Origin of the sequence: Nannocystis pusilla, assembly GCF_020073745.1 — a bacterium.
In the GTDB taxonomy this organism is placed as follows: domain Bacteria; phylum Myxococcota_A; class Polyangia; order Nannocystales; family Nannocystaceae; genus Nannocystis; species Nannocystis radixulma.
In genome coordinates this window covers 43,225-62,920 of sequence record NZ_JAIRAU010000048.1, presented here as the reverse complement: position 1 = coordinate 62,920, position 19,696 = coordinate 43,225, and the positions used below count along the sequence as shown (strand labels likewise).

General features: G+C 73.4%; 18 protein-coding genes. 8 read left to right on the top strand and 10 right to left on the bottom strand.

The window, feature by feature from the left end; translation table 11 throughout:
* Positions 1 to 634: 634 nt before the first annotated feature.
* On the top strand, positions 635 to 1,162 hold the full coding sequence (locus tag K7C98_RS35305) for a hypothetical protein (RefSeq protein ID WP_224196267.1): 528 nt from the start codon (positions 635 to 637) through the stop codon (positions 1,160 to 1,162).
* Between the two features lie 52 nt (positions 1,163 to 1,214).
* A complete protein-coding gene (locus K7C98_RS35300) occupies positions 1,215 to 1,700 on the top strand; it encodes a GNAT family N-acetyltransferase (protein ID WP_224196266.1) in 486 nt (161 codons plus the stop codon).
* 66 nt (positions 1,701 to 1,766) lie between these two features.
* Here K7C98_RS35300 and K7C98_RS35295 read toward each other — a convergent pair whose 3' ends face one another.
* The 6 genes from K7C98_RS35295 to rpsT form a co-directional block, all read right to left on the bottom strand.
* Positions 1,767 to 2,138 (bottom strand): SCP2 sterol-binding domain-containing protein, encoded by a 372-nt coding sequence (locus tag K7C98_RS35295; protein ID WP_224196265.1) that lies wholly within the window; start codon positions 2,136 to 2,138, stop codon positions 1,767 to 1,769.
* Positions 2,139 to 2,590: 452 nt separating this feature from the next.
* Complete coding sequence (locus K7C98_RS35290) at positions 2,591 to 4,930, bottom strand: serine protein kinase PrkA (RefSeq protein WP_224196264.1); 2,340 nt, start codon at positions 4,928 to 4,930, stop codon at positions 2,591 to 2,593.
* Positions 4,931 to 5,060: 130 nt separating this feature from the next.
* Positions 5,061 to 5,609, bottom strand: coding sequence for a hypothetical protein (locus tag K7C98_RS35285; protein WP_224196263.1), 549 nt, complete (start codon positions 5,607 to 5,609; stop codon positions 5,061 to 5,063).
* Between the two features lie 10 nt (positions 5,610 to 5,619).
* Positions 5,620 to 8,355, bottom strand: a complete 2,736-nt coding sequence (locus K7C98_RS35280; RefSeq protein WP_224196262.1) for a carboxypeptidase-like regulatory domain-containing protein — start codon at positions 8,353 to 8,355, stop codon at positions 5,620 to 5,622.
* Complete coding sequence (locus K7C98_RS35275; RefSeq protein ID WP_224196261.1) at positions 8,355 to 8,759, bottom strand: RidA family protein; 405 nt, start codon at positions 8,757 to 8,759, stop codon at positions 8,355 to 8,357. Before K7C98_RS35275 ends, K7C98_RS35280 begins: the two co-directional genes overlap by 1 nt.
* A 124-nt stretch (positions 8,760 to 8,883) precedes the next feature.
* Positions 8,884 to 9,159, bottom strand: a complete 276-nt coding sequence (rpsT, locus tag K7C98_RS35270) for a 30S ribosomal protein S20 (protein ID WP_224196260.1) — start codon at positions 9,157 to 9,159, stop codon at positions 8,884 to 8,886.
* A 179-nt stretch (positions 9,160 to 9,338) separates the two neighbouring features.
* Here rpsT and K7C98_RS35265 point away from each other — a divergent pair, with 179 nt between their 5' ends.
* The 5 genes from K7C98_RS35265 to K7C98_RS35245 all read left to right on the top strand — a co-directional run bounded on the left by K7C98_RS35265 (position 9,339) and on the right by K7C98_RS35245 (position 13,418).
* Positions 9,339 to 10,211, top strand: coding sequence for a peptidylprolyl isomerase (locus K7C98_RS35265; protein WP_224196259.1), 873 nt, complete (start codon positions 9,339 to 9,341; stop codon positions 10,209 to 10,211).
* Positions 10,212 to 10,369: 158 nt separating this feature from the next.
* The gene (locus K7C98_RS35260; protein ID WP_224196258.1) at positions 10,370 to 10,990 is read left to right on the top strand and encodes a penicillin-insensitive murein endopeptidase; all 621 of its coding nucleotides are present in this window, start codon (positions 10,370 to 10,372) and stop codon (positions 10,988 to 10,990) included.
* Positions 10,991 to 11,013: 23 nt separating this feature from the next.
* Positions 11,014 to 11,856: a HEAT repeat domain-containing protein gene (locus K7C98_RS35255; protein WP_224196257.1), complete on the top strand. Its 843-nt coding sequence runs from the start codon at positions 11,014 to 11,016 to the stop codon at positions 11,854 to 11,856.
* Positions 11,857 to 11,955: 99 nt separating this feature from the next.
* Positions 11,956 to 12,261: an antibiotic biosynthesis monooxygenase gene (locus tag K7C98_RS35250; RefSeq protein WP_263430119.1), complete on the top strand. Its 306-nt coding sequence runs from the start codon at positions 11,956 to 11,958 to the stop codon at positions 12,259 to 12,261.
* Complete coding sequence (locus tag K7C98_RS35245) at positions 12,255 to 13,418, top strand: iron-containing alcohol dehydrogenase (protein WP_224196256.1); 1,164 nt, start codon at positions 12,255 to 12,257, stop codon at positions 13,416 to 13,418. Before K7C98_RS35250 ends, K7C98_RS35245 begins: the two co-directional genes overlap by 7 nt.
* Positions 13,419 to 13,476: 58 nt before the next feature.
* On the opposite strand, the gene K7C98_RS35240 is transcribed toward K7C98_RS35245, so the two are convergent.
* Positions 13,477 to 14,331 carry a hypothetical protein gene (locus tag K7C98_RS35240; protein WP_224196255.1) on the bottom strand — a complete coding sequence of 285 codons (855 nt, stop codon included), beginning with the start codon at positions 14,329 to 14,331 and terminating at the stop codon, positions 13,477 to 13,479.
* Positions 14,332 to 14,568: 237 nt separating this feature from the next.
* Positions 14,569 to 15,276: a hypothetical protein gene (locus K7C98_RS35235; RefSeq protein WP_224196254.1), complete on the bottom strand. Its 708-nt coding sequence runs from the start codon at positions 15,274 to 15,276 to the stop codon at positions 14,569 to 14,571.
* Positions 15,277 to 15,397: 121 nt separating this feature from the next.
* Between K7C98_RS35235 and K7C98_RS35230 the strand changes: the two genes are divergently transcribed.
* Positions 15,398 to 16,666, top strand: a complete 1,269-nt coding sequence (locus K7C98_RS35230; protein WP_224196253.1) for a hypothetical protein — start codon at positions 15,398 to 15,400, stop codon at positions 16,664 to 16,666.
* 33 nt (positions 16,667 to 16,699) lie between these two features.
* On the opposite strand, the gene K7C98_RS35225 is transcribed toward K7C98_RS35230, so the two are convergent.
* Positions 16,700 to 17,623: a PA14 domain-containing protein gene (locus K7C98_RS35225; protein WP_224196252.1), complete on the bottom strand. Its 924-nt coding sequence runs from the start codon at positions 17,621 to 17,623 to the stop codon at positions 16,700 to 16,702.
* Positions 17,623 to 19,377 carry a glycosyltransferase family 39 protein gene (locus tag K7C98_RS35220; RefSeq protein WP_224196251.1) on the bottom strand — a complete coding sequence of 585 codons (1,755 nt, stop codon included), beginning with the start codon at positions 19,375 to 19,377 and terminating at the stop codon, positions 17,623 to 17,625. The genes K7C98_RS35225 and K7C98_RS35220 overlap by 1 nt, the downstream gene beginning before the upstream one ends.
* Between the last annotated feature and the right edge of the window lie 319 nt (positions 19,378 to 19,696).

The following is a 19,696-nucleotide window of genomic DNA, read 5'->3' as shown; positions in this document are numbered from 1 at the left end:
GACGCGACGGCGGCTCGCGCCGCCCGCACCGCTCGCCCGCCTCCGCACGCGCCGCACGACCTCACCGTCGCTCGCTCCTCCGGGCCTTCGTCCGTCCCTGCGAGCCGGTTGGCTCCACGCGCGCCGCGGAATTCGCGAGCCGCGCGAGCCGGCACCGTGCGACAACCCGATGACCGTGAGCGACGCCAGCCCCTCCTCGACCGCACCGCCGCCGCCTCGAGGTCGCGCGCCCGACGGTCGTCCGGGCTCACGCGGACGCCCGCTCGGCGTCGCGTCGGGTCGCGGGATCCGCCGAGCCGAGGCCGCTGCTGTGACGGGCCGCGCGAGCGCTCGCTCGCCCGTCCGCGCGTGCATCGGTCCTTCGGGACAGGTCCGCACCGACGCCGCGCCGGGGTCGTCGGCCCGGCGCGAGCGGCGGACCGCGGGCGTCCGGACGCGGCGCGGGCGAGCATTCAGTCGGCCTGGTTTCGCCCGTGATCGCCTGCCGGTGCGCTGATTCGGGGCATACGGGCGGGCCAAGCTCGAGGTCGCTGTATTGGTGCCAGTCGTGGCTCCGGGTCATAAGCCAACCGACCATTTGGGCGCATACCGATCCGACCGACCGGCGCTGCGCTCAGGTTCAAGGAGATCCGCCATGCTCGCACGTTCATGTCTGACCTTGCTGCTCTGCTGCACCTCGACCCTCGCGGCGGCGAAGGAGCCCGCGCAGGTCGCGGCTGCGCAGGGCCCCGTCGCGCGCCCGCTGGCGGCGCGCAATGTGGAGCCCGCGAACCAGTCGACCCCGCTCATCCCGCCCGGCCGCGAGCCGGACCTCGTCCCGCCCGACTACAAGCGGGACTGGCAGAGCGAACAGCGCTTCCTGCAGGCCGGCACCGGCGCGTCGTGGGCCCTCGCCGGCCTCGGCACGATCGGCATGGCCATCCCGCTCGGCATGCTCAATCGCTGCAACCAGGCCGCCGACCGCGGCGCGATGATCGACTGCAGCCAGGAGCGCCGCACCGCCGGCATCATGGCCCCGATCCTCGGCGTGCTCACGATCGCCGCGATCGTCCCCGCGGTGATGTTCACCCGCCGCCTCGTCAAGCACGACGACAAGAAGCCGGGCAAGCAGCGCCGCACCGCGTTCGGCGTGAGCACAGGAGGCCTGGCGCTGCAGTTCTGAGGCGCGCGCCGGGGCTCGCGTTCGGCGGCTCGGCCGGCGTATCCTCGCGCGCATGCTCGCCCGCCTGCGCGCCGCCGGCCCCGCCGACGCCGCCGACATCTTCCGCCTGATCGTCGACCTCGCCACCTACGAGCGCGAGCCCGACGCCGTGGTCGTCACCGTCGACGAGCTGCGCGCCCAGCTCGCGGCCGAGCGCCCGCCCTTCGAGTGCCTGCTGGCCGAGGACGACGACGGGGCCGTCGTCGGCTTCGCCCTCTACTTCCACAACTACTCGACCTGGCGCGGCCGACCCGGCCTCTACCTCGAGGACCTGTTCGTCGAGCCGTCCCGGCGCGGCCGCGGGATCGGCAAGCAGCTGCTGGTCCGCCTGGCCCAGCTGGCCGTCGAGCGCGGCTGCGCCCGCATGGAGTGGGCCGTGCTCGACTGGAACACCCCCGCGATCGGCTTCTACGAGCGCCTCGGCGCCCGGGCCGTGTCGGAGTGGACCATCTTTCGCCTCACGGGACAGGAGCTTTTAAACCTGGCCCAATCGACATGACCTGAAGGCCATTGATGGCAGCGGCCGGGGCCGATCGACGCTCGCGCCCGCGGGCCGGCGACGGGCTCACAGCTGCGACAGCAGGCCGACGCGAGCGACCAGAGTGCGGCTGCCCATCACGACCAGGCGGCCGGCGGTGGTCAGCGCGTCGGCGGTGCTCGAATCGCCGGTGACCAGGCTCTTGAAGTCCGCGCTGTCGATCGCCAGCTCGCACTGGGCGCCCGGCCAGTAGCCGGCCCACACGCCCGTCTTGGCGCGGGTCACCTCGACCCACCATTCACCGCCGCCGGGGCCGGAGATCCGGAACTGGTAGGTCCCGCCGATCTCGGCCGCACCCGCGGGGTTGCGACGGAGGGCCGCGGGCAGGTCCTCGTTGAAGAAGCGCTGGACGTTCATCCGGCCGACGGTGACGCTGCCACGCCGGGCTTCTGGAGTCAACAATCAACGTTCCCCGGCGAAATTCCGCCGGCGCGCGCCCCTCGTGGATCGCCTTAGAACGGCCGGGAGGGCGCGCTGCACCTACGTCAGCGCCAGGCCGTAGAATCAATGGTCGTACTCGGTCGCACTGCGACATTTCGCGCGGATCCGCGCGATATGCATCACTCCGCGCAATGCCGGGTCCGCCGTCGGAAAGCCCACGATCCAGGCTCGAGCGAATGACCGTTCGCTGCCCGCGCCGCCTCATGCGATTCGCGCCTCGCGGCGCGGGCGTCCTGCGCGCGAGCGCAGCCGTTGCGCGGCGGCCTCCCAGTCGTTGCGAGGTCACCGCGCCGACGCCTCGCGCGCCGCTCGCCGGGCCGCGGCGAGGCGCGGCGTGCCGTCGGTCACGGCCGTCACGCGCGCGACGGACGGCCGCAGAACGCGACCGCGCGGTCACGGCGCGACGCGCGTCAGTAGCGGGCCTTCGACAGCTGCACGAGCGTGTCGCGCAGCGTCTCGCGGGTGTGGCGCTCGCGCTTGATCCCGCCGTCGTGGTCGCCGAGCAGGATCTCGAGGGCGCGGCGGGCCACCTGCTCTTCTTGTGGAGCGAGCGGGTTGTCGGCGCGGCGGTCGTCGGCGAGGAGCTCGAGCATGCGCTGGATCCCGCGGGCGACCACGCCTTTCTGCTGGCGGTAGTAGTCGTCGCGCAGGCGATAGAAGTAGTCGGCGAAGATCTCGGCGTAGGCCGGCTCCTCGTCGGGGTGGCTGAGGGCCCAGGCGCCGATGCGGGACAGCAGGTCGGTGCGGAAGTGCGGGCCGGCCTTCGGGTCCATCGTCTTCTCGAGGCCCTGCATGAACTTCTCGTCGGGGTCGCGCAGGTTGCCGGTGACCGGGTCGAACATCTTCTCGCGCTTGACCGCGTGCTTGACGTGGACCACGTATTTTTTGAAGACCTCGAGGTAGCGGGCCTCGTCGACCAGGCCCATCGCCTCGCGGACCTCCCAGTCGGACGCGCTGAGCCAGTAGTTCCAGGCGGCGGCGGTGATGCTGCCCTCGCCGTCGAGCAGGTGGAACCCGCTGGCGGCCTTGGGCAGCAGCATCCAGCGGTGGTTGAGCGCGTCGCCCATGAACTTGCGCAGCTCCTTGAACAGGCGCGGCACGGTGACGCAGGTGGTGCCCGGCTCGCTGGCTGCCGCCAGCAGCACGCGCTTGAGGTCGCGGACCGAGGCGCCGAAGCTGCCCTCGTAGTCGCCGAGCAGGTGCTCGGCCCCCTCGGCGCGCACGACCGCCTGGGGGAACCGCTCCAGGTGCATCTGCGGGACCGCCAGCAGCAGCTCGCGGGCCTCGTCGCTGGTGAGGCCGGCGGGCACGCGGCCGTAGGCGTAGAGGTCGGCCTTGTCGAGCGGCCCGAGGCGCGACAGCACCGCCTGCAGCTTCGGCGGGTAGTCGGCCGGGTTGGGCGGGCGCAGGCGGGTCATCACGCCCCACAGCGCGAGGATCCGCGGCACGTGCGGGGCGATGTGGATGCCGCGCAGCACGTCGCCGACCTGCTCCTGGTAGACCTTGCGCTCGACCCGGTAGTCGAGCAGGTACGGCACCGGGATCAGCTCGAGGCGCCCGCGCAGGCTCTGGTACTCGCCCGAGCGCAGCGCGCGGAACTCGAGCAGGTTGAGGTCGTTGGCCGAGCCGCCGAACACCACGTCGAGCGCCAGCACCACGTGCTCGAGCGCCACCTGCCCCGACTCGGTGGCCGTCAGCAGGTACTTGTAGTGCTCGTAGGGCCGCTTCAGCAGGTCGCTGAAGTTGATGAGGCCGCGGTTGGCGTCGACCAGGTCGCCCTGGCAGGCGAACAGCACCTGGCCGCCGACGGCCGGCGGCAGGCTGGCGTACGCGCGGTCGCCGGTGACCGGGAAGCTGCGCGCGTCGGCGGTCTGCTTGGGCTCGACGGTGACGAGGCCGCTGCGGTACTGCCGGCTGAGGAACAGCCGCTCGACCTGCACGTGCTGGTACACCTTGCGCAGGTCGCCCTGGTAGATGTTGAGCAGCGCGTCGAAGATCCGCCGGTTGCGCTGCGACAGGTCGCCGCGCAGGGCCGCGTCGCCGATCACGAAGTGCTGCAGCCGGCTGTCCTTCGGGTCACGTGCCTGCGCCGCCGCCAGCTGCGCCTGCAGCAGCGCCGCCCGCTCGGGCACCGGGATCAGGTAGAGCGGCGGGTCCTTGTTCTCGTCGCTCAGCTTGGCGTCGATCGACTCGGCGCCGAGCTTGGCGAACGTCGCCTCGCCGATCGCCGCGCTCCACGGCCCGCTGCCGAACCCGATCCCGCCGCTCTTCGAGCTCTTGTTGGGGAACACCCACGAGAAGCGGTACAGCGCCCCGCCGTCGGTCTCGGAGTACTTCTCGAGCGCGCGCATCACCGCGTCGAGGAAGGTCGTCTTGGCCGAGCCGTTGGGCCCGTGCAAGAGCAGCAGCTTGTTGACCCGGCCGATCCGGACGAAGCTGTCGAGCGCCTCGTAGAAGGCGTTCTGCGCCGGCTCCTGGCCGACGAGGCGGCCCGAGCCGCCGTCGAACTCGCAGTCGAACAGCTTGAACCGCGCGACCTTGCCGCTGGGGATCCGGACATCGCGGCGGCCGTAGAAGTCGAAGCAGTCGCGCAGGTACTGCGCCGCGTTGCGGGCGTGGACGTGCGGCTGGGTGCACAGCAGCTCGAACCACTCCTCGAAGCTGAGCACCCGCCGGGTGCTCTCGAATTCCTGGGCGACCGCGGCCGCCAGCGCCTCGATCCTCGTCTTGGCGCTCACTGGCTCGTCCATCGCTGCCTCCGTTCGCGCCACTCTCGGCGACGAGAAGCCCCATGGTAATCGAGCTCGCCGCGCTCGGCAAAAAGGCCGGGCGCCCGGGGCGCGGAGCCGACCGCCGCGAACAACGTCCGCAGGGCCCGCGCTACTTCACGGCGACCTTGAAGTCGACCTTCTGCGTGACCGGCGAGCAGGCCTCGTCCTGGCACACGGCGAACTTGAACTCGCCCGTGAACGTCTTGTCTCCGGGCGAAGTCGGCGTGAACTTCACGGCGAATTCCGCGCTCTTCTCGTCGAGCTTGGCGGCGTCGGCCTTGGCCAGCTCGGGCTGCGGCAGGGTGACGCCCTCGGGCGCCGACAGCGCGAGCTTGGTCGGGAAGTCGAGGTTGATGTGCCAGGGCCCTTGCGGGACGGCGGCGACGGTGACCACACCCTCGCGCCCGACGGCGGCGTCGGCCGGCGGCGTGATGCGGAGGGCGAAGCGGTCGTCGCCGGGGCCGTCGACGACCTTCACCTTGTCACCGGCAGGGGCGGCGTCGTGGGCGGGCTCGGCCGGCTTGGCTGTCTCAGTTTGCGCGACCGGCTTGGCCTCGGGGCTCGTGGCATCGGGACTCGCCGGCTTCTTCTGGTCGCCTCCGCAGGCGGCAGCGAGACCGAGCACCAGCAGCGCGTAACGCGGCGAACGGATGGTCATGGCGCGCGAATCATAGCCGATCGAAGCGCAGGTCAACCTCGCGGGTCACGTGGCCGCGGCGCACGTCGGTCCGTAAAGTCACGGGTGCCAGCAGGTCGGCGAGCCCCGGCGGTGGGATCGCCTCGACGGACACGTCGCCCTCGGGCAATCCCTCGACCGACCAGCGGCCCTCGGTGTCGGTCGTCGTCTCGGCGAGCACCGTGCTGCCGTCGCGCGTGCGCACGACGAGGCGCGCCCCGGCGACCGGCTCGCCGCGCTCGTCGATGACCTCGCCGTCGAGACCGGCCGCCTCGTCGAGGTCGAGCACCAGCGTGCCCGAGGGGCCCTGCGGCCGCGCGAACGAGGTCGACACGCCGACCCACCCCGGCGCCTCGACCTTGACGCGCACGCGCTCGCGGGCGAGCCGGGCCGCCCGCACCTCGCCGGCCTCGTCGGCGGCCCACACCTGACCGTCGACCTCGACGCGCGCGCCGGCGATCGGGTCGCCGCTGCCGAGTGCGCGGACCACGACCTCGAGCGACCAGCCGCGCGCGAGCGCGAGCTCGACCGGCCCGGCCGGCCGCCCGCCCTTCTCGACCTTCACCCGCTTGCTCACCGGCGCGTACTCCGGGTGGTCGAGCTCGAGCGTGGCTGTCCCCGGGACCAGGCGCGAGAACTCGAACAGCCCGCGCGCGTCGGTCCACGTCACCTCGGTCGGCGCCAGCTCGCCGGCCGGCAGCAGCGTCACCCGCACGCCGGCGATCGCCTGGTCGTTGCCGTCGCGCACCCGGCCCTCGAGCGCGCCCTCGGCCGGCAGCAGCACCTGCTCGATCGACGTCGCCTGGCCCTCGAGGTCGACCTCGACCACCGCCGGGATCATGCCCGCCGCGCGGATGACGACCCGCTGCTTGCCGCGGCGGTGCCCCGCGCTCCACATGCCGAAGCCGTCGCTCGTCACCTCCGAGCCGTCGGCCAGCTCGATGCGCGCGCCCGCGATCGGCTGGCGGTTGCCGTCGAGCACGCGCCCGCCGAGCGGCACCCCGTGACCGAGCCGCAGCACGATCCCGTCCTCGCGCTCGCCCGGGCTCAGGTCGACGACCGCCGTCGCCGAGCCGGCGTGGTCGCCGTGGACCGCGCGCAGGCGGTAGCGCCCGGGCATCAGCGTGTCGAGCGAGAAGTCGCCGCGCTCGTCGGTCTCGGCCCAGGTGCCGACGGCCTCGCCCTCGCCGACCAGCGGGATCGGCGGGACCGCGCCGCGCGTGACCCCGAGGCTGCCGCCGCGCTGCAGCGCGCTGAACGTGCGCGCGCGGATCATCGCCTCGCCCGGGCTGTAGAGCGCGTCGGCGTCGACCATGATGCTGGCCTCGGGGACAGGTCGCCCGGCGTCGTCGATCACGGTGCCGGCGATCCGGCCCGGCCGCACCAGGGTCAAGGTCTGCCGCGCCAGCGCCGTCGCGCCGACGTCGACCGCGAGCGACTCGGACGGCAGGTAGCCGTCGGCGTCGGCGCGCACGACGTAGGGCCCGGGCACCACCGGCCCGAGGTCGGCCAGGCCGGCGTCGTCGGCCTCGGCGATCTGCTGCAAGAGGCCCACGCTGGCGTAGCCGAGGGTCACGCGGGCCCGCGGCACCGGCGAGCCGTCGGGGCTGACGACCTGCACCGGCACGCGCTGGGCGGCGATCAGCGCCAGGCTGACGTGGCCGCCGGGGCTCAGGTTCTCGAGCGGGATCGAGGCGTACTCCTGCTCGCCCGGCTGCTGCGCGCGCACCTGCGCGACCAGCCCGTAGACGCCGTCGACCAGGTCGCCGAACAGGAACTCGCCGCCCGGGCCGGCCTTCTGGACCAGCGGCGGCCACAGCGACGAGCCCTCGAGCCGCACCTCGGCGCGGGCCACCAGCGCCGGGTCGCCGAGCACCGTGCCGCTCAGGTCCTGCAGCGAGTCGACCACGATCACCACCCCGGCCTCGGGCGCGAACGCCTCGACCACCGACAGCGCCAGGCCCTGGCCGGTCGCCCGCAGCCGCAGCGGCCCGCCCGGCACCGTGTCGAGCACGAAGGCCCCGGCGGCGTCGCTGTCGACCCGCCACGGCTCCGGCTCGCCGAGGCCCGGCAGCGGCGTCGCCTCGATCTTCACCCCGGCGACCGGCTGCCCGCGGCGATCGATCACCTGCCCCTTGAGCCAGGACGCCGGCCCGAGCGCCAGCGTCGGCAGCACCGCCTCGGTGCCCGCCTGCGCCGGCGCCGCCAGCACCCCGCGCAGGTGGCCCGGCACCAGCACCTCGACCGTCACCGTCGCCGCCGGCCCGGCCGGCAGCGCCAGGTCGAGCTGGAACGCCCCGGCCGCGTCGCAGACGGCCTCGGCCAGCAAGAACCCGTCGCGCCAGGCCCGCGCCTTGCACTCGCGCGGCGGCGCCAGCGGCACCGGCGGCCCGTCGGCACCTGGCTCTTTGTCCAGGGCGCTCGGGTCATAGCCGTCAGGACCGGTCCCTTCGACCATGTCCTTTTCACCAGGCCCCTCGCTCGCCGGCGGCGGGGCCTCGACCGCGCCGCCGACCTCGACCATCACCGCCCCGCGCACGCGCGCCGGCGGGGCCGCGGGCTCGAGCGGCGCGTGGGTCTCGGCGGCCTCGCTCGCGCCGTCGACCGCCGCGCCGGTCTCGCCGGCGCCGCCCTCGGGCCCCGGAGCGCAGCCGCGCAGGAGCAGCGCGCCGGCGGCCGTGAGTCCGACGACCAGGCCGACGAGGAGCGCCTGGGTTCGTCGCCGCATCAGCCGACAGCGATCGCGTCGATCTCGACCAGCACGTCCTTCGGCAGCGTCGCCACCGCGACGGTCGAGCGGGCCGGCCGGAGCTCGCCGAAGTGACGGCCGTAGACCTCGTTGACGGCCGCGAAGTCCTTCATGTCCTTGAGGAAGATCCCGCAGCGCACGACGTTGGTGAAGTCCATCCCGGCGGCGCGGAGGATCGCGGCGAGGTTGTGCATCACCCGCTCGGCCTGGACGCGCACGTCGCCCTCGACGATCTGCATCGTCTGCGGGTCGAGCGGGATCTGGCCGGCGGTGTAGAGCGTGCGGCCGCCGCTGACGACGATCCCCTGGCTGTACGGGCCGATCGCGGCCGGGGCGTCGGGGGTGGAGATGACCGTGCGGACGACGGGCGGGGCGTCATGCATGGCGGCAAGGGTCGCCGATGCCCGGCGCTGCGGCAAGCGATCAATCGCCGCGACGTCGACCCAACACGAGGAGCGCGCCGGACCCGAGGTCCTGGCGCGCTCGACTCGCTACCCCTCGGGGCTTTCAGGCCGCGGGCGCGTTTTTCTTGTTGAAGGCGAGCCGCACGCGCGACGCGTAGCGCGACGCGGTGTTGCGGTGGATCACGCCCTTGCTCGCCGCCTTGCCGATCGCCTGCAGCGCCAGCGGCAGGTTCTCCTTGGCACCCTCGAGGTCTCCGCCCTCGAGGGCCTTGCGCAGCCGCTTCATGTACGTGCGCATGGTGGACAGGTGGAACACGTTACGCTCGCGCCGCTTGAGGCGTTGACGGTTGCGCTTCTCTGCCGACTTGTGATTCGCCACGTGTCTTGCTCTTCGTTTCCTGAGGGGAGGGAGCTTATGGACCCGACGCGCGGCCCTTGTCAAGGCGACCCCCGGCTGCCACTGTACGCCCGCGCGCCAGCCGAGCCGCATCGCCGCGGCCGTGTGGTCCGTCGTTTGGCCGTGCGCGGCCGGGCCGGGGCGTGTAGACCCTCACAACCATGTCGACCACCCCCTCGCCGCGCCCGTGGAGCCTGCTGGCCGCCCTTCCGGCCGCCTTTCTGGCCGGCTGCGTGTTCGTCCCGCCGCCGCCCCTGCCGGAGGAGATCGCCGCGATGGAGGCCGCGAAGGCCGCCCGCAAGGCGGCCCGCCCCACGGGCCCCGGCGAGGAGGGCGGCGGCGAGGTCGGCGAGGCCGGCGCCGAGATCGCCTTCAAGAAGGGCGACCCGGCCCCCGAGGGCCTCTCGCCGGCCCAGCTCAAGGCCTACAACATCGCCCAGGGTGACCCGGAAGCCGGCGAGTTCACCCTCGAGGAGGCGCTCGCCGGCCTCCCGGGCAACCCGGCCGACGCGCTGTGGGTCCTCTTCAAGACCCCGCGCGGCGTGCTGGAGTGCGAGCTGCACGTCGACCACACGCCCAAGACGATCGCCAACTTCGTCGGCCTCGCCCGCGGTCTGCGGCCCTGGTACGACAAGGCCTCGGACGCGTGGGTCAAGCGGCCCTACTACGACGACACCACCTTCCACCGCGTGATCCCCGGCTTCATGGTCCAGGCCGGCGACCCCACCGGCACCGGCCTCGGCAACCCCGGCTACCTGATCGAGGACGAGATCGACCCGGAGCTGGTGCACGACGCGCCCGGCGTGCTCAGCATGGCCAACCGCGGCCCCAACACCGGCAGCGCCCAGTTCTTCATCACCCTCAACCCGACCCCGCACCTCGACGGCAAGCACACCGTGTTCGGTCACTGCAACGACGCCGCGATGCGCCTCGCCGACGACATCGCCCTCGTCCCGCGCGACGCCAACGACAAGCCGCGCGACCCCGAGCTCCTCACCGCGGTCGAGATCGTCCGCCGACCCCAGGCCCGCTGACGCGCGAGCACCTGTCTCTCGGGTCAGGTACATGAGGACCGGCGGCGCTCCGGCCTGCGGCGCCCAGACCTCGGCGACGCCGCGGATCACAGGGACGCCGGGGTGACGCTTGCCGGTCCACCCCGGCGCGCCACACGTAGGATATGCACAATACATCCGTGAATGGGCACACGCGGCGGCGCCCGATCAGCCGCGCGGGCGTGCTCCTGGGCCTCGGGCTGTGCGCCACGGCCGTCGACGTCCAGGCCTCCCCGCGCTTCCTCGACCTGGACGCGCTGCACGAGCACGAAGAAGACGACGGCACCAACTGGTTCGTCCAGCTACCCTCGGGCGGCGGCGGCTATTACACGCTCGCCCCGCCCGAGGAGCTGTGGGGCGTGCAGGACATGGTGTTCGGGCTCGCCGACGCCGCCGACGCGTGGGACCAGGCGCGCCTCGCCGAGAACCTGCCCCGCCTCGGCGTCGGCGACATCTCGCTCGCCGAGGGCGGCTACTTCCCGCCGCACAAGAACCACCGCTGCGGCATCGACGTCGACCTGCGCCCGATCGGCAAGACCCCCGCCGAAAAGCCGCTTCTGTGGACGGACCCGGACTACAGCCGCAAGTGGACCGCCACGCTCGTCGACGATTACCTGCTGCCGAATCTGCCGGCCGAGCGCATCTTCTTCAACGACCCCCAGCTGATCGGCGGGATCGTCGAGCCCAGGCCCGGTCACGACAATCATTTGCACCTCCGGATCGTCCGGCCATTCGGCTTCGACTGCGACAATCAGGGCTGAGCGCCCAGGAGTATTTTTAAAAGATGACACGCTATCTCTGCTCCGCCGCGCTTTGGTGCGCGCTGGCGGCCGTATCCCTGTTCACCCTCCGGGTCGCCGCCGCGACCGAGGTCGAGGTCGCGATCGCCGACCTCGCCGCGCTCGATCCTTCGGACTCCCACAAGCGCGGCGAGGTCGCCCTCGCCGCGCTGCTCCGCGTGATCGAGCGCGACGACGAGGCGCGCACGCAGGTCCTCGCCGAGTTCGCCGCCACCGAGGACGACGCCCTGCGCGGCCGCCTCGCCGTCGCGCTCGGCCTGGTCGACGACCCTCGCGTCGAGGCCGTCGCCCTCCGGATGGCCCGCCCGCACGAACCGCTCGCGCGCCGCCTCGCCGCCCTCGACCTGCTCGACCGCCGCGACAGCGTCGACCCCGAGATCGTCGGCGGGATCGCCGAGCTCCTCGCGGGCGACGAGCCGCCGGCCGTCCACGCCCGCGCCCTGTACGCCCTCGGCCGCCCGCAGGACGACCCTGCCCTGGTCCGGCGCGTGCTCGCGGCCGTGCGCCCGCACGCTCTCGGTCCGGGCGGCGAGCTGCGCGCGCGGGCCCTGTGGGTCACCGCGCAGTGGGCCCGCGCCGAGCCCGACCTCGCGCCGGTGCTCGCCGCCCTCGGCCACGAGGACTGGCGCCTGCGCGCGGCCGCCTGCTTCGCCCTCGGCCAGGCCCGCCTGCACACCGCCGCCGCCGAGGCCGCCCTGGTCGCCCGCATGACCGCCGAGGACGAGCGGCCCGCCGTCCGCGACCGCGCCTGGCGCTCGCTGCGGCGCCAGCCTGTCCGCGAGGACACGCGCCAGCGCGTGCAGGCGTTCCGCCGCGCCGCGCCGTGACCCGACCTGCCCGCAAGGACATCCGGGGGCGCAAGCCCGCGGCGCGCCGCCCGACCGCCCGCGGTTCGTCCGCGCCCGACCTTTGCTATCGTGGCCGTGATGCTCGTCGTCCACGTCCATGTCCACGTCGCGCCCGACCAGGTCGAGGCGTTCCGCGCCGCCACCGTCGCCAACGCGCGCGAGAGCGTGCGCGAGCCGGGCGTCGCCCGCTTCGACGTCCTGCAGCAGGAGGGCGACCCGACCCGCTTCATCCTCGTCGAGGTCTACCGCGACGAGGCCGCGCCGGCGCGCCACAAGGAGACCGCGCACTACCAGCTGTGGCGCGACACCGTGGCGCCGATGATGGCCAGCCCGCGCACCAGCGTGCGCCTCGCCAACGTGTTCCCGGCGGACGACGCGTGGTGATCCCGTTCGAGCTCGCCACCGCCGCGCGGATCGTGTTCGGCGTCGGCGCCGCGGCCCAGGTCGGCGCGATCGCCGGCGAGCACGGCCGCCGCGCCCTCGTCGTCACCGGCCGCGACCCGACCCGCACCGAACCTGTCCTCGAGGTCATGCGCGCCGCCGGCCTCGAGCTCGCCGTGTTCACCGTCGCCGGCGAGCCGACCGTCGCCGACGCCGAGCGCGGGGTGGCGGCCGCGCGGGCGAGCGCCTGCGACGTCGTGGTCGCCGTCGGCGGCGGCAGCCCGCTCGACGCCGGCAAGGCGATCGCCGCCCTCGTGCGCAACCCCGGCCCGCCGCTCGACTACCTCGAGGTCGTCGGCCGCGGCCGCCCGCTCGCCCACGACCCGGCGCCGTTCATCGCCGTCCCGACCACCGCCGGCACCGGCTCCGAGGTCACGCGCAACGCCGTGCTCGCGGCCAGCGAGCAGCGCGTCAAGGTCAGCCTGCGCAGCCCGAAGATGCTGCCGCGCGCCGCGATCGTCGACCCCGCCCTCACCCTCTCGCTGCCGCCGCTGGTCACCGCGGACTGCGGCCTCGACGCCCTGACCCAGCTCATCGAGCCGTTCGTGTCGCGCAAGGCCAACCCGATCACCGACGCCCTGTGCCGCGACGGCATCGCCCGCGCCGCCCGGGCCCTGCCGCGCGCCGTCGCCGAGGGCCGCGACCTCGACGCCCGCAGCGACATGGCCCTCGCCAGCCTGCTCGGCGGCCTCGCCCTCGCCAACGCCGCGCTCGGGGCCGTCCACGGGTTCGCCGGCCCGATCGGCGGCGCCTTCGCCGGCGCCCCGCACGGGGCCGTGTGCGCCCGCCTGCTGCCCGAGGTGCTGCGGATCAACGCCCGCGCCCTGCACCGGCGCGACCCCGGCAGCCCCGTGCTCGCCCGCCTCGACGAGGTCGCCCGCCTCGTCACCGGCGACCCCGCGGCCACCCTCGACCAGGCCGTCGACCACCTGCGCGCGCTCGTGGCGTCGCTGCAGATCCGCCCCCTCTCCGCCTACGGCGTGCAGGCGGCCGACCTGCCCGGGCTGGTCGAGCGCTCGCGCCGCGCCAGCAGCATGAAGGGCAACCCGATCGAGCTCACCGACGCCGAGCTCCACGAGGCCCTCGCCGCCGCGCTGTGACTCGCCTTCAAGGACATGTCTCTTCGAGCATGTCCTCTGCGACACGTGATCGGGCCCGTCACTGCGAGGCGCACTTGAAGTCCTCGCAGCTGCCGCCGAGGCAGTCGGAGCCCTCGAGGCAGTGCTGACCGTCCTCGCACGGGGAGCAGTCGGCCCCGCCGCAGTCGATGTCCGTCTCGTCGCCGTTCTGGACGCCGTCGCCGCAGGTCGGCGCCAGGCACGCCTCGCCGACGCAGATCTGGCTCGCGCAGTTCCAGTCTTCCTCGCAGTGCTGGCCGGGCTCGCACAGGGCGCAGTTGTACCCGCCGCAGTCGATGTCCGTCTCGTCGCCGTTGTGGACGCCGTCGAAGCACTTCGACGCGAAGCACTCGCCGTTGTCGCAGTACTCGTAGAAATCGCAGTCGATGTCCTGGTAGCAGTCGACGCAGTGGCCCTCGCCGTCGCACACCTGGTCGGGCGCGCAGTCGGGGTCGCCGGCCGGCCGGTTCTCGCCGACGCACACGAAGTCCTTGCAGAGGATCAAGACGCAGGGACCCAGGACCTGCTCGCAGTCGAACAGGTCGACGCACTCGGGCTCGCCGGAGGTCGTCGAGGTGCCGTCGGTCGTCGCGTCGCTCGCCGCCGTCGTGCCCTCGGTCGTCGCCCCGCCCGTCGTCGTCGCCGGCTCGCTCGTCGTCGTCGTCCCCTCGGTCGTCGTCGGGCTCACCGGCCCGGTCGAGGTGCTCGAGGTCGGCGAGTCGCCGGTCGTCGTCCCCGGGCCGGTCGTCGTCACCTGTCCCGGAGGACTCGTCGTGGACGTGCCGGTGGACGTCGACGTCCCGGCGGTGGGGTCGCCCTCGGTGGTGACCGGGGAGCTCTCCCCGCAAGCAGTGAGCAGGACGGCGACGAGCGGCAGGCGGCTGCGTAATTTCATCGGAGCGCCACGCTACCGCGCGCGCCACGGTCCCACGATCGGGTGATTCCCCGAGTGCCCGCCCCGCTCCGGGCGCGAATACCCGGGGTCGCCCTCCCACGCCCCGCCGCGCCCTGGCCCCGGCCGCCCCCAGCCGGCTCGCTCCCGCGCGTCACACACATGTCCCTCGGAACATGTCCATCAGGAAAGATGCGATCCGCCGCCGCTCCAGCGCGCCGTGAACCGAGCGCCTTGCGCTCAGCCGGCGCTCTCGGCCGCGTCGGCGGCGAGGGCCGCCTCGTCGTCGAGCGCGCTCGGGCCCTGCCCCCTCGCCGCCGTGAAGACCGCCGTCTCGGCCGACCTTTTAAAAATTTCGCCGAGCGAGTCCCAGTAGTCCTGGTTGGTCTCGAGCACGAAGTAGTACGCGACCCCGCGGAGCACCCGCAGGGTCGCCCAGCCCTTGCGCGGCGGGACGGGGCGCGGGTACCAGTCGCGGTATTCGTAGGCGCCGGAGAAGCGCGTCGGCGTCATCGTCACCTCGGACCAGCGCACGTGGTCGGGAGGCAGGCCGAGCGCGCTGTAGACGATGCCGTCGCGGTGGTCGTCGGGGCCGACCGGGTCGATGACGTTGAACCAGCCGTAGATCGCGTAGGTGCGGCACGGCGAGCCCACCAGCCTGGCGACCTCGCTGTCCTTGTAGAAGTCGAGGGTCTCGTCGATCAGCAGGACGCCGCGCGGCAGGTTGACGCGGCCCTGGATCTCGAGCAGCGGCGACTGGACGTCGGACAGCGCGAGCGTGCACCCTCCCGCCTCCTCCGGATGCCCGCGCATCAACGCCGTGTACGGGTCGCGGGCAGCGACGCCGGCGCACGCGACGTCGAGACCGATGACGAGCGCCAGCAGGACCAGCGCGGTCCCGGCGGCGATGGCAGATCGCGGCGCGTCGGAGGTCGGCGTGGTGAGCACGGCGACGAGCGTACACGCGGGCCGGCCCGCGAGGGGCCTCGGGCCGCCGACGCGCCGCGCCGCGCGTCACCTGGCGGCCTCGCTTGACGCGCAGGGCCGGCTGTCGTACGGCGGACGTCGGATGACGAGGTCGATCTGCGTATCGGTGGCGCTGGCGATCGGCGGCTGCCGACCTGCCGAGGTGCCGATGGCGCCGTCGCAGGAGGTGCAGCGGCAATCCGCGCTGGGGAGCGACTACATCGCGGCGGAGGAGCGCAAGGCCGCGGCCGCGGCGGAGCTCGAGCAGGCCGAGGCGGCGCGCGCCGACCTCGAGCAGCAGATCCGCGCGCTCGAGCGGTACGCCGCGGACGAGCACGCCCAGTACACATCCGCGCTCGCAGAGGCGCAGGAGACCGGTCGCACCTGTCGCGTGGGGTTCGTTCGCCTGGTCCAGCTGCACCGCTACCTGGCGCAGTTCGTGGCCGAGCCGCACCGCGACGCCGCGATCGAGGCGCTCGACCGCTGCCGCACGGCTGCCGCGGCAGCGAGGACGCAGGAGCACGCGAAGGCGCTGCCCGCCGCGCGCCAGGCGTTCGCGCGCGCGGTGGTGCAGGGATTCGACGAGTCCTACCCGCACGCGAAGGGGCGGCTGACCGCCGCGGTGAAGGGGACGACGCTGCGCGCCGAGCTGCGCCGCCACGCGGAGTGGCAGCCGCAAGATTGCCAGCGCGAGGTCGACGCCTGGTGCGCGAGCGCCCCGCCCTTCACGGCGATCGAGCTGCGCGGGCCGCAGGGCCCGTTCCGCTGCCGCCCGGCCGCGACCCTCGAGGAGCACGTGGCCGCGCTGGTGCGCGCCGACGGGCTCGCGGACCCGTGGGTGCCTGCCGCGTCGGGGCGGTTCGCCACGCCGGGCCCGGGCGTCGCCGCCCTCGACAGCGGCGAGCTGGCGCGCCTGCGCGGCAACCTGGACGGCGCGACGCAGCGGGTGCAGGCCGGCCGGGCCGCGCACACGCACGCGAGCCAGGACGTCGACGCCGTGGCCGCGGAGCTGCGCGGCCTCGAGGAGGCGGGGGTGGTCGACGCCGAGCACCGCAACCTCCGCGAGAAGAAGAAGTACAACCGGATGGTCATCGCCAGCATCCCCCTGAACCTCGGCGGGGTGGTGTTCGTGCTGGTCGGCCTGTTCAGCCTGATGGCGCGCCAGAACATCGTCGACGGCACCCGGCAATTCGACTCGCCGAGCGCCTACGACGCGGCGCTGCGGCGGACGACCCGCAACAGCATCCTCGGCTACGGCGTCGGCCTGCCGCTGATCGCCGCCGGGCTGACGCTCGCGCTCGTCGGCGCCCGCCGGCTCCACCGGCTCAACCGCCTGACGCTGTCGGGCGACGGGATCGGGCTGCGGTTCTGAGAGACATGTCCATTTGGGCATGTCTCCAAGTCGTCACTCGCACGGGTCGTCCTCGCCGGCCGGCCCGCGCGGTGCGTGCAGCATCGACGCCGGGATCGGCCGCGGCGGCTCGTCGTCGAAGCTCGCCAGCACCTGCACGTGGGCGTCGCCGCTGTGCTCGCTGTAGTCGACCCGCACGTGGTGCACCCCGGCCGCGAGCCGGGCCTCGCCGCCGCGCGACTGCGTCTTGCCCTTCGTCCGGTTGCGCACGATCAGGTCGCCGTCGACGTACACGCGCGAGCCGTCGTCGGAGATCGACTGGAACACCGCACGGGTCGGCGCGTCGAGGTGCAGGCAGCTGTCCCAGCGGACCGAGAAGTTATCGGCGGGCCAGTCGGGCATCGGCGCGTCGCGGCCCCAGTCGAAGTCGATCTCACGGTCGTAGCGCATCTGCCACTTCCCGCTGTGGTCGGAGCGGGCGTAGTAAGTGCCGCGCCACGGCTGCAGCGTCAGCGTGTACCACGGCCGCACCGCGATCAGCAGCACGACAGCCGCCGCCGCCGCGAGCGCCGCCTTGCCCGTCCAATTCGGCCGCGGCGACCCCTCGCCGCGCGCGCGCGCGATCAGCTCGCCGAGCCGCCACGTGTGCGCCTCGACCTCGCCGCGGCTCAGCGCGAACGCCCGCGACTCCCAGCCCGGCCGCGCCCGCTCGGCCACCAGCGCCGGCAACGCCCGCCCGAGCTCCGTCACCGCCCGCGGCCCGAGCGTCGCCTGCAGCCGCGCCGGTAGCCACCCGCCGACGTCGCTGATGTCCTCGGGAACATGTCCACCAGGACAGACTGCGCGCGCCAGCGCCTCCCACGCTCCGACGAGGTGGTGCGCCGCGCTGCGCGGCTCGCACGAGGGGTCGACGGTCACCGCGCGGGCGGCCCGATGGGCCGCCTCCGCCACGGACAGCGCACCTTGCGTCTCGCTCATCATCCGCTCGCCTCCTTGTCGGCCGCGGGCACCCCCGGCTCCTTCGCGGGCCGCGGCGCCGGCAGCTTCTTGCGCGCGCCCTTCTCGGTGCGGTAAGGCACCGGCAGGGCGCGCAGGTCCTTCACCACGTTGAGCACCCCGCCGTCGCGCACGACCTCGAAGATCGGCCGGCCGTCGGGGAAGCGGCGGTCGCAGCGGTCGCGCAGGTAGCCGACGCTGAAGTCGGAGTACTGCTCGCCCTGGCGCTGCTTGAACGTGCGGAAGTTGCCCGGCACGTGCAGCCGCATCGCTTTGCCCGACAGGCAGCCCGTGTAGTAGTAGACCGAGTCGAGGTACGTCGCGCGCTCGGTCCGCCACAGGTGCGCCTGCAGGGCCTTCATCGCCTCGGGGTTGGTGTTGCCGTAGTAGTCGGTGTCGTAGCGGCCGATCGCCCCGGCGACGCCGCCGATGAAGCGGTTGAAGTACACCACCTCCTGCGGGTGCAGATGCACCATCTGCACCAGCAAATCGACGAGCAACGCCATCGTCACCGCCCACGCGATCCCGCGGGCCCACCGCCGGCGCAGCCGCCCGACCAGCGCCTCGATCGTCACCGCCGCCAGGGCCACCATCGGCGGGACCACGAACAGGAAGTGGCGATAGCCGTCGTACAGCGGCGAGCCCTTGTAGACGGCGTAGATCGGCGGCACGAAGATCGCCATGCCGACCAGCAGCAGCGCCAGCGCCGGGCGCACGAGCTCGGCCCGCCCGCCGCGGCGCAGCAACGCCGCCACGCCCCACGCCGTCCCGATCGCCAGCATGATCAGCACCAGCTCCGGCGTCTGGAACCCGAAGTAGTGCGGCAGGTACTCCCAGCCGATCTCGTAGTTCCACAGGTACTCGTCGGCGAACGGCATCTTGCGCTGGTGCGCGTCGAAGCTGCTCATCCGCCGCAGGGCCACGAACGGGCGCGTCAGCGGGTCCAGCTGCGCCCACGGCCAGCCGATCAACATCACCGCCCACGCCCCCGCGGTCACGCCGGCCCCGATCGTCAGCGCCCGCCGCACGTGAGCCGCCAGCGCCGCCCAGCTGCGCCGCAACCACCCGGCGTGCGCGGCGAACAGCGCCAACACCAGCGCGAGGAAGCACAGCAGGATCAGCCCCGCGATCCGCACGCTCAGCGCCAGGCCGATCGCCGCCGCGAGCTTCGCCAGCGTCGCCCGCGACGGCCGCGGCAGCTCTGCGATCGCCGCGACCATGAAGTAGAGGCTCCACGCGTACGCGACCGCGAACGGGCTGTCCTTCGGGTTGTTGAACATGTGGCCCCACCACACCGGGTGGAGCGTCAGCATCACCAGCGCCAGGAGCCCCGCGCGCGGCCCCGCGAGCGCGCGCCCGAGCTTCCACGTGCCGACCAGGCCGAGCACGCCGACCAGCCCGCCGAGCAGGTGGATCGCCGTGAAGCGCTCCATCGGCAGCGCGATCGCACGGAAGATCGCCCCCAAAAGGTCGTAGCCGCCGCCGTAGAGGTAGTTGATGCGGTACGTCAGCGCGTCGGTGTCGCTGAAGCCCGAGGTGTACCACTTCGAGATCCGGCGGCCGTACTCGAGGTGCCAGGCCTCGTCCCAGGTGACGCCGTAGTGGCGGAACGTGCACAGCACCGTGATCAGCGCCCCCGCGCACCACGCCCAGGCGACGCGGTCGTACACCCGAGCGGACGGTCCGGGCAGCGAGGGCAAGAGGCGCGACAGCAGCGACGTTGATGCGTGTGACACGGGGACGCGACCTCGAACGCGCCCCCAGTGTCCCCAGCGCCGCGGCCGGTTCAAGCGCCGGGGCGACAGTTCGCGAGCTCGCGACCTCGGGGTCACGCGCGGTGCGACAGTTCGCGACCGCGACGCCGAGCTGTCACCCGACGCGAGCGCTGGCGCACGAGACCGCGTGATCGCGTGATCGAGAAGACAGGGCCGATCGACCATGTCGAGCGCAGCCGCGACGCATCACATGTCCATTCGGTCCTGTCGCCCGCCGATCGCCGTCGCAGCCGCGATTCACATGTCCCTTCGGTCACCTTCCGGCCGCGAGTAACATGTC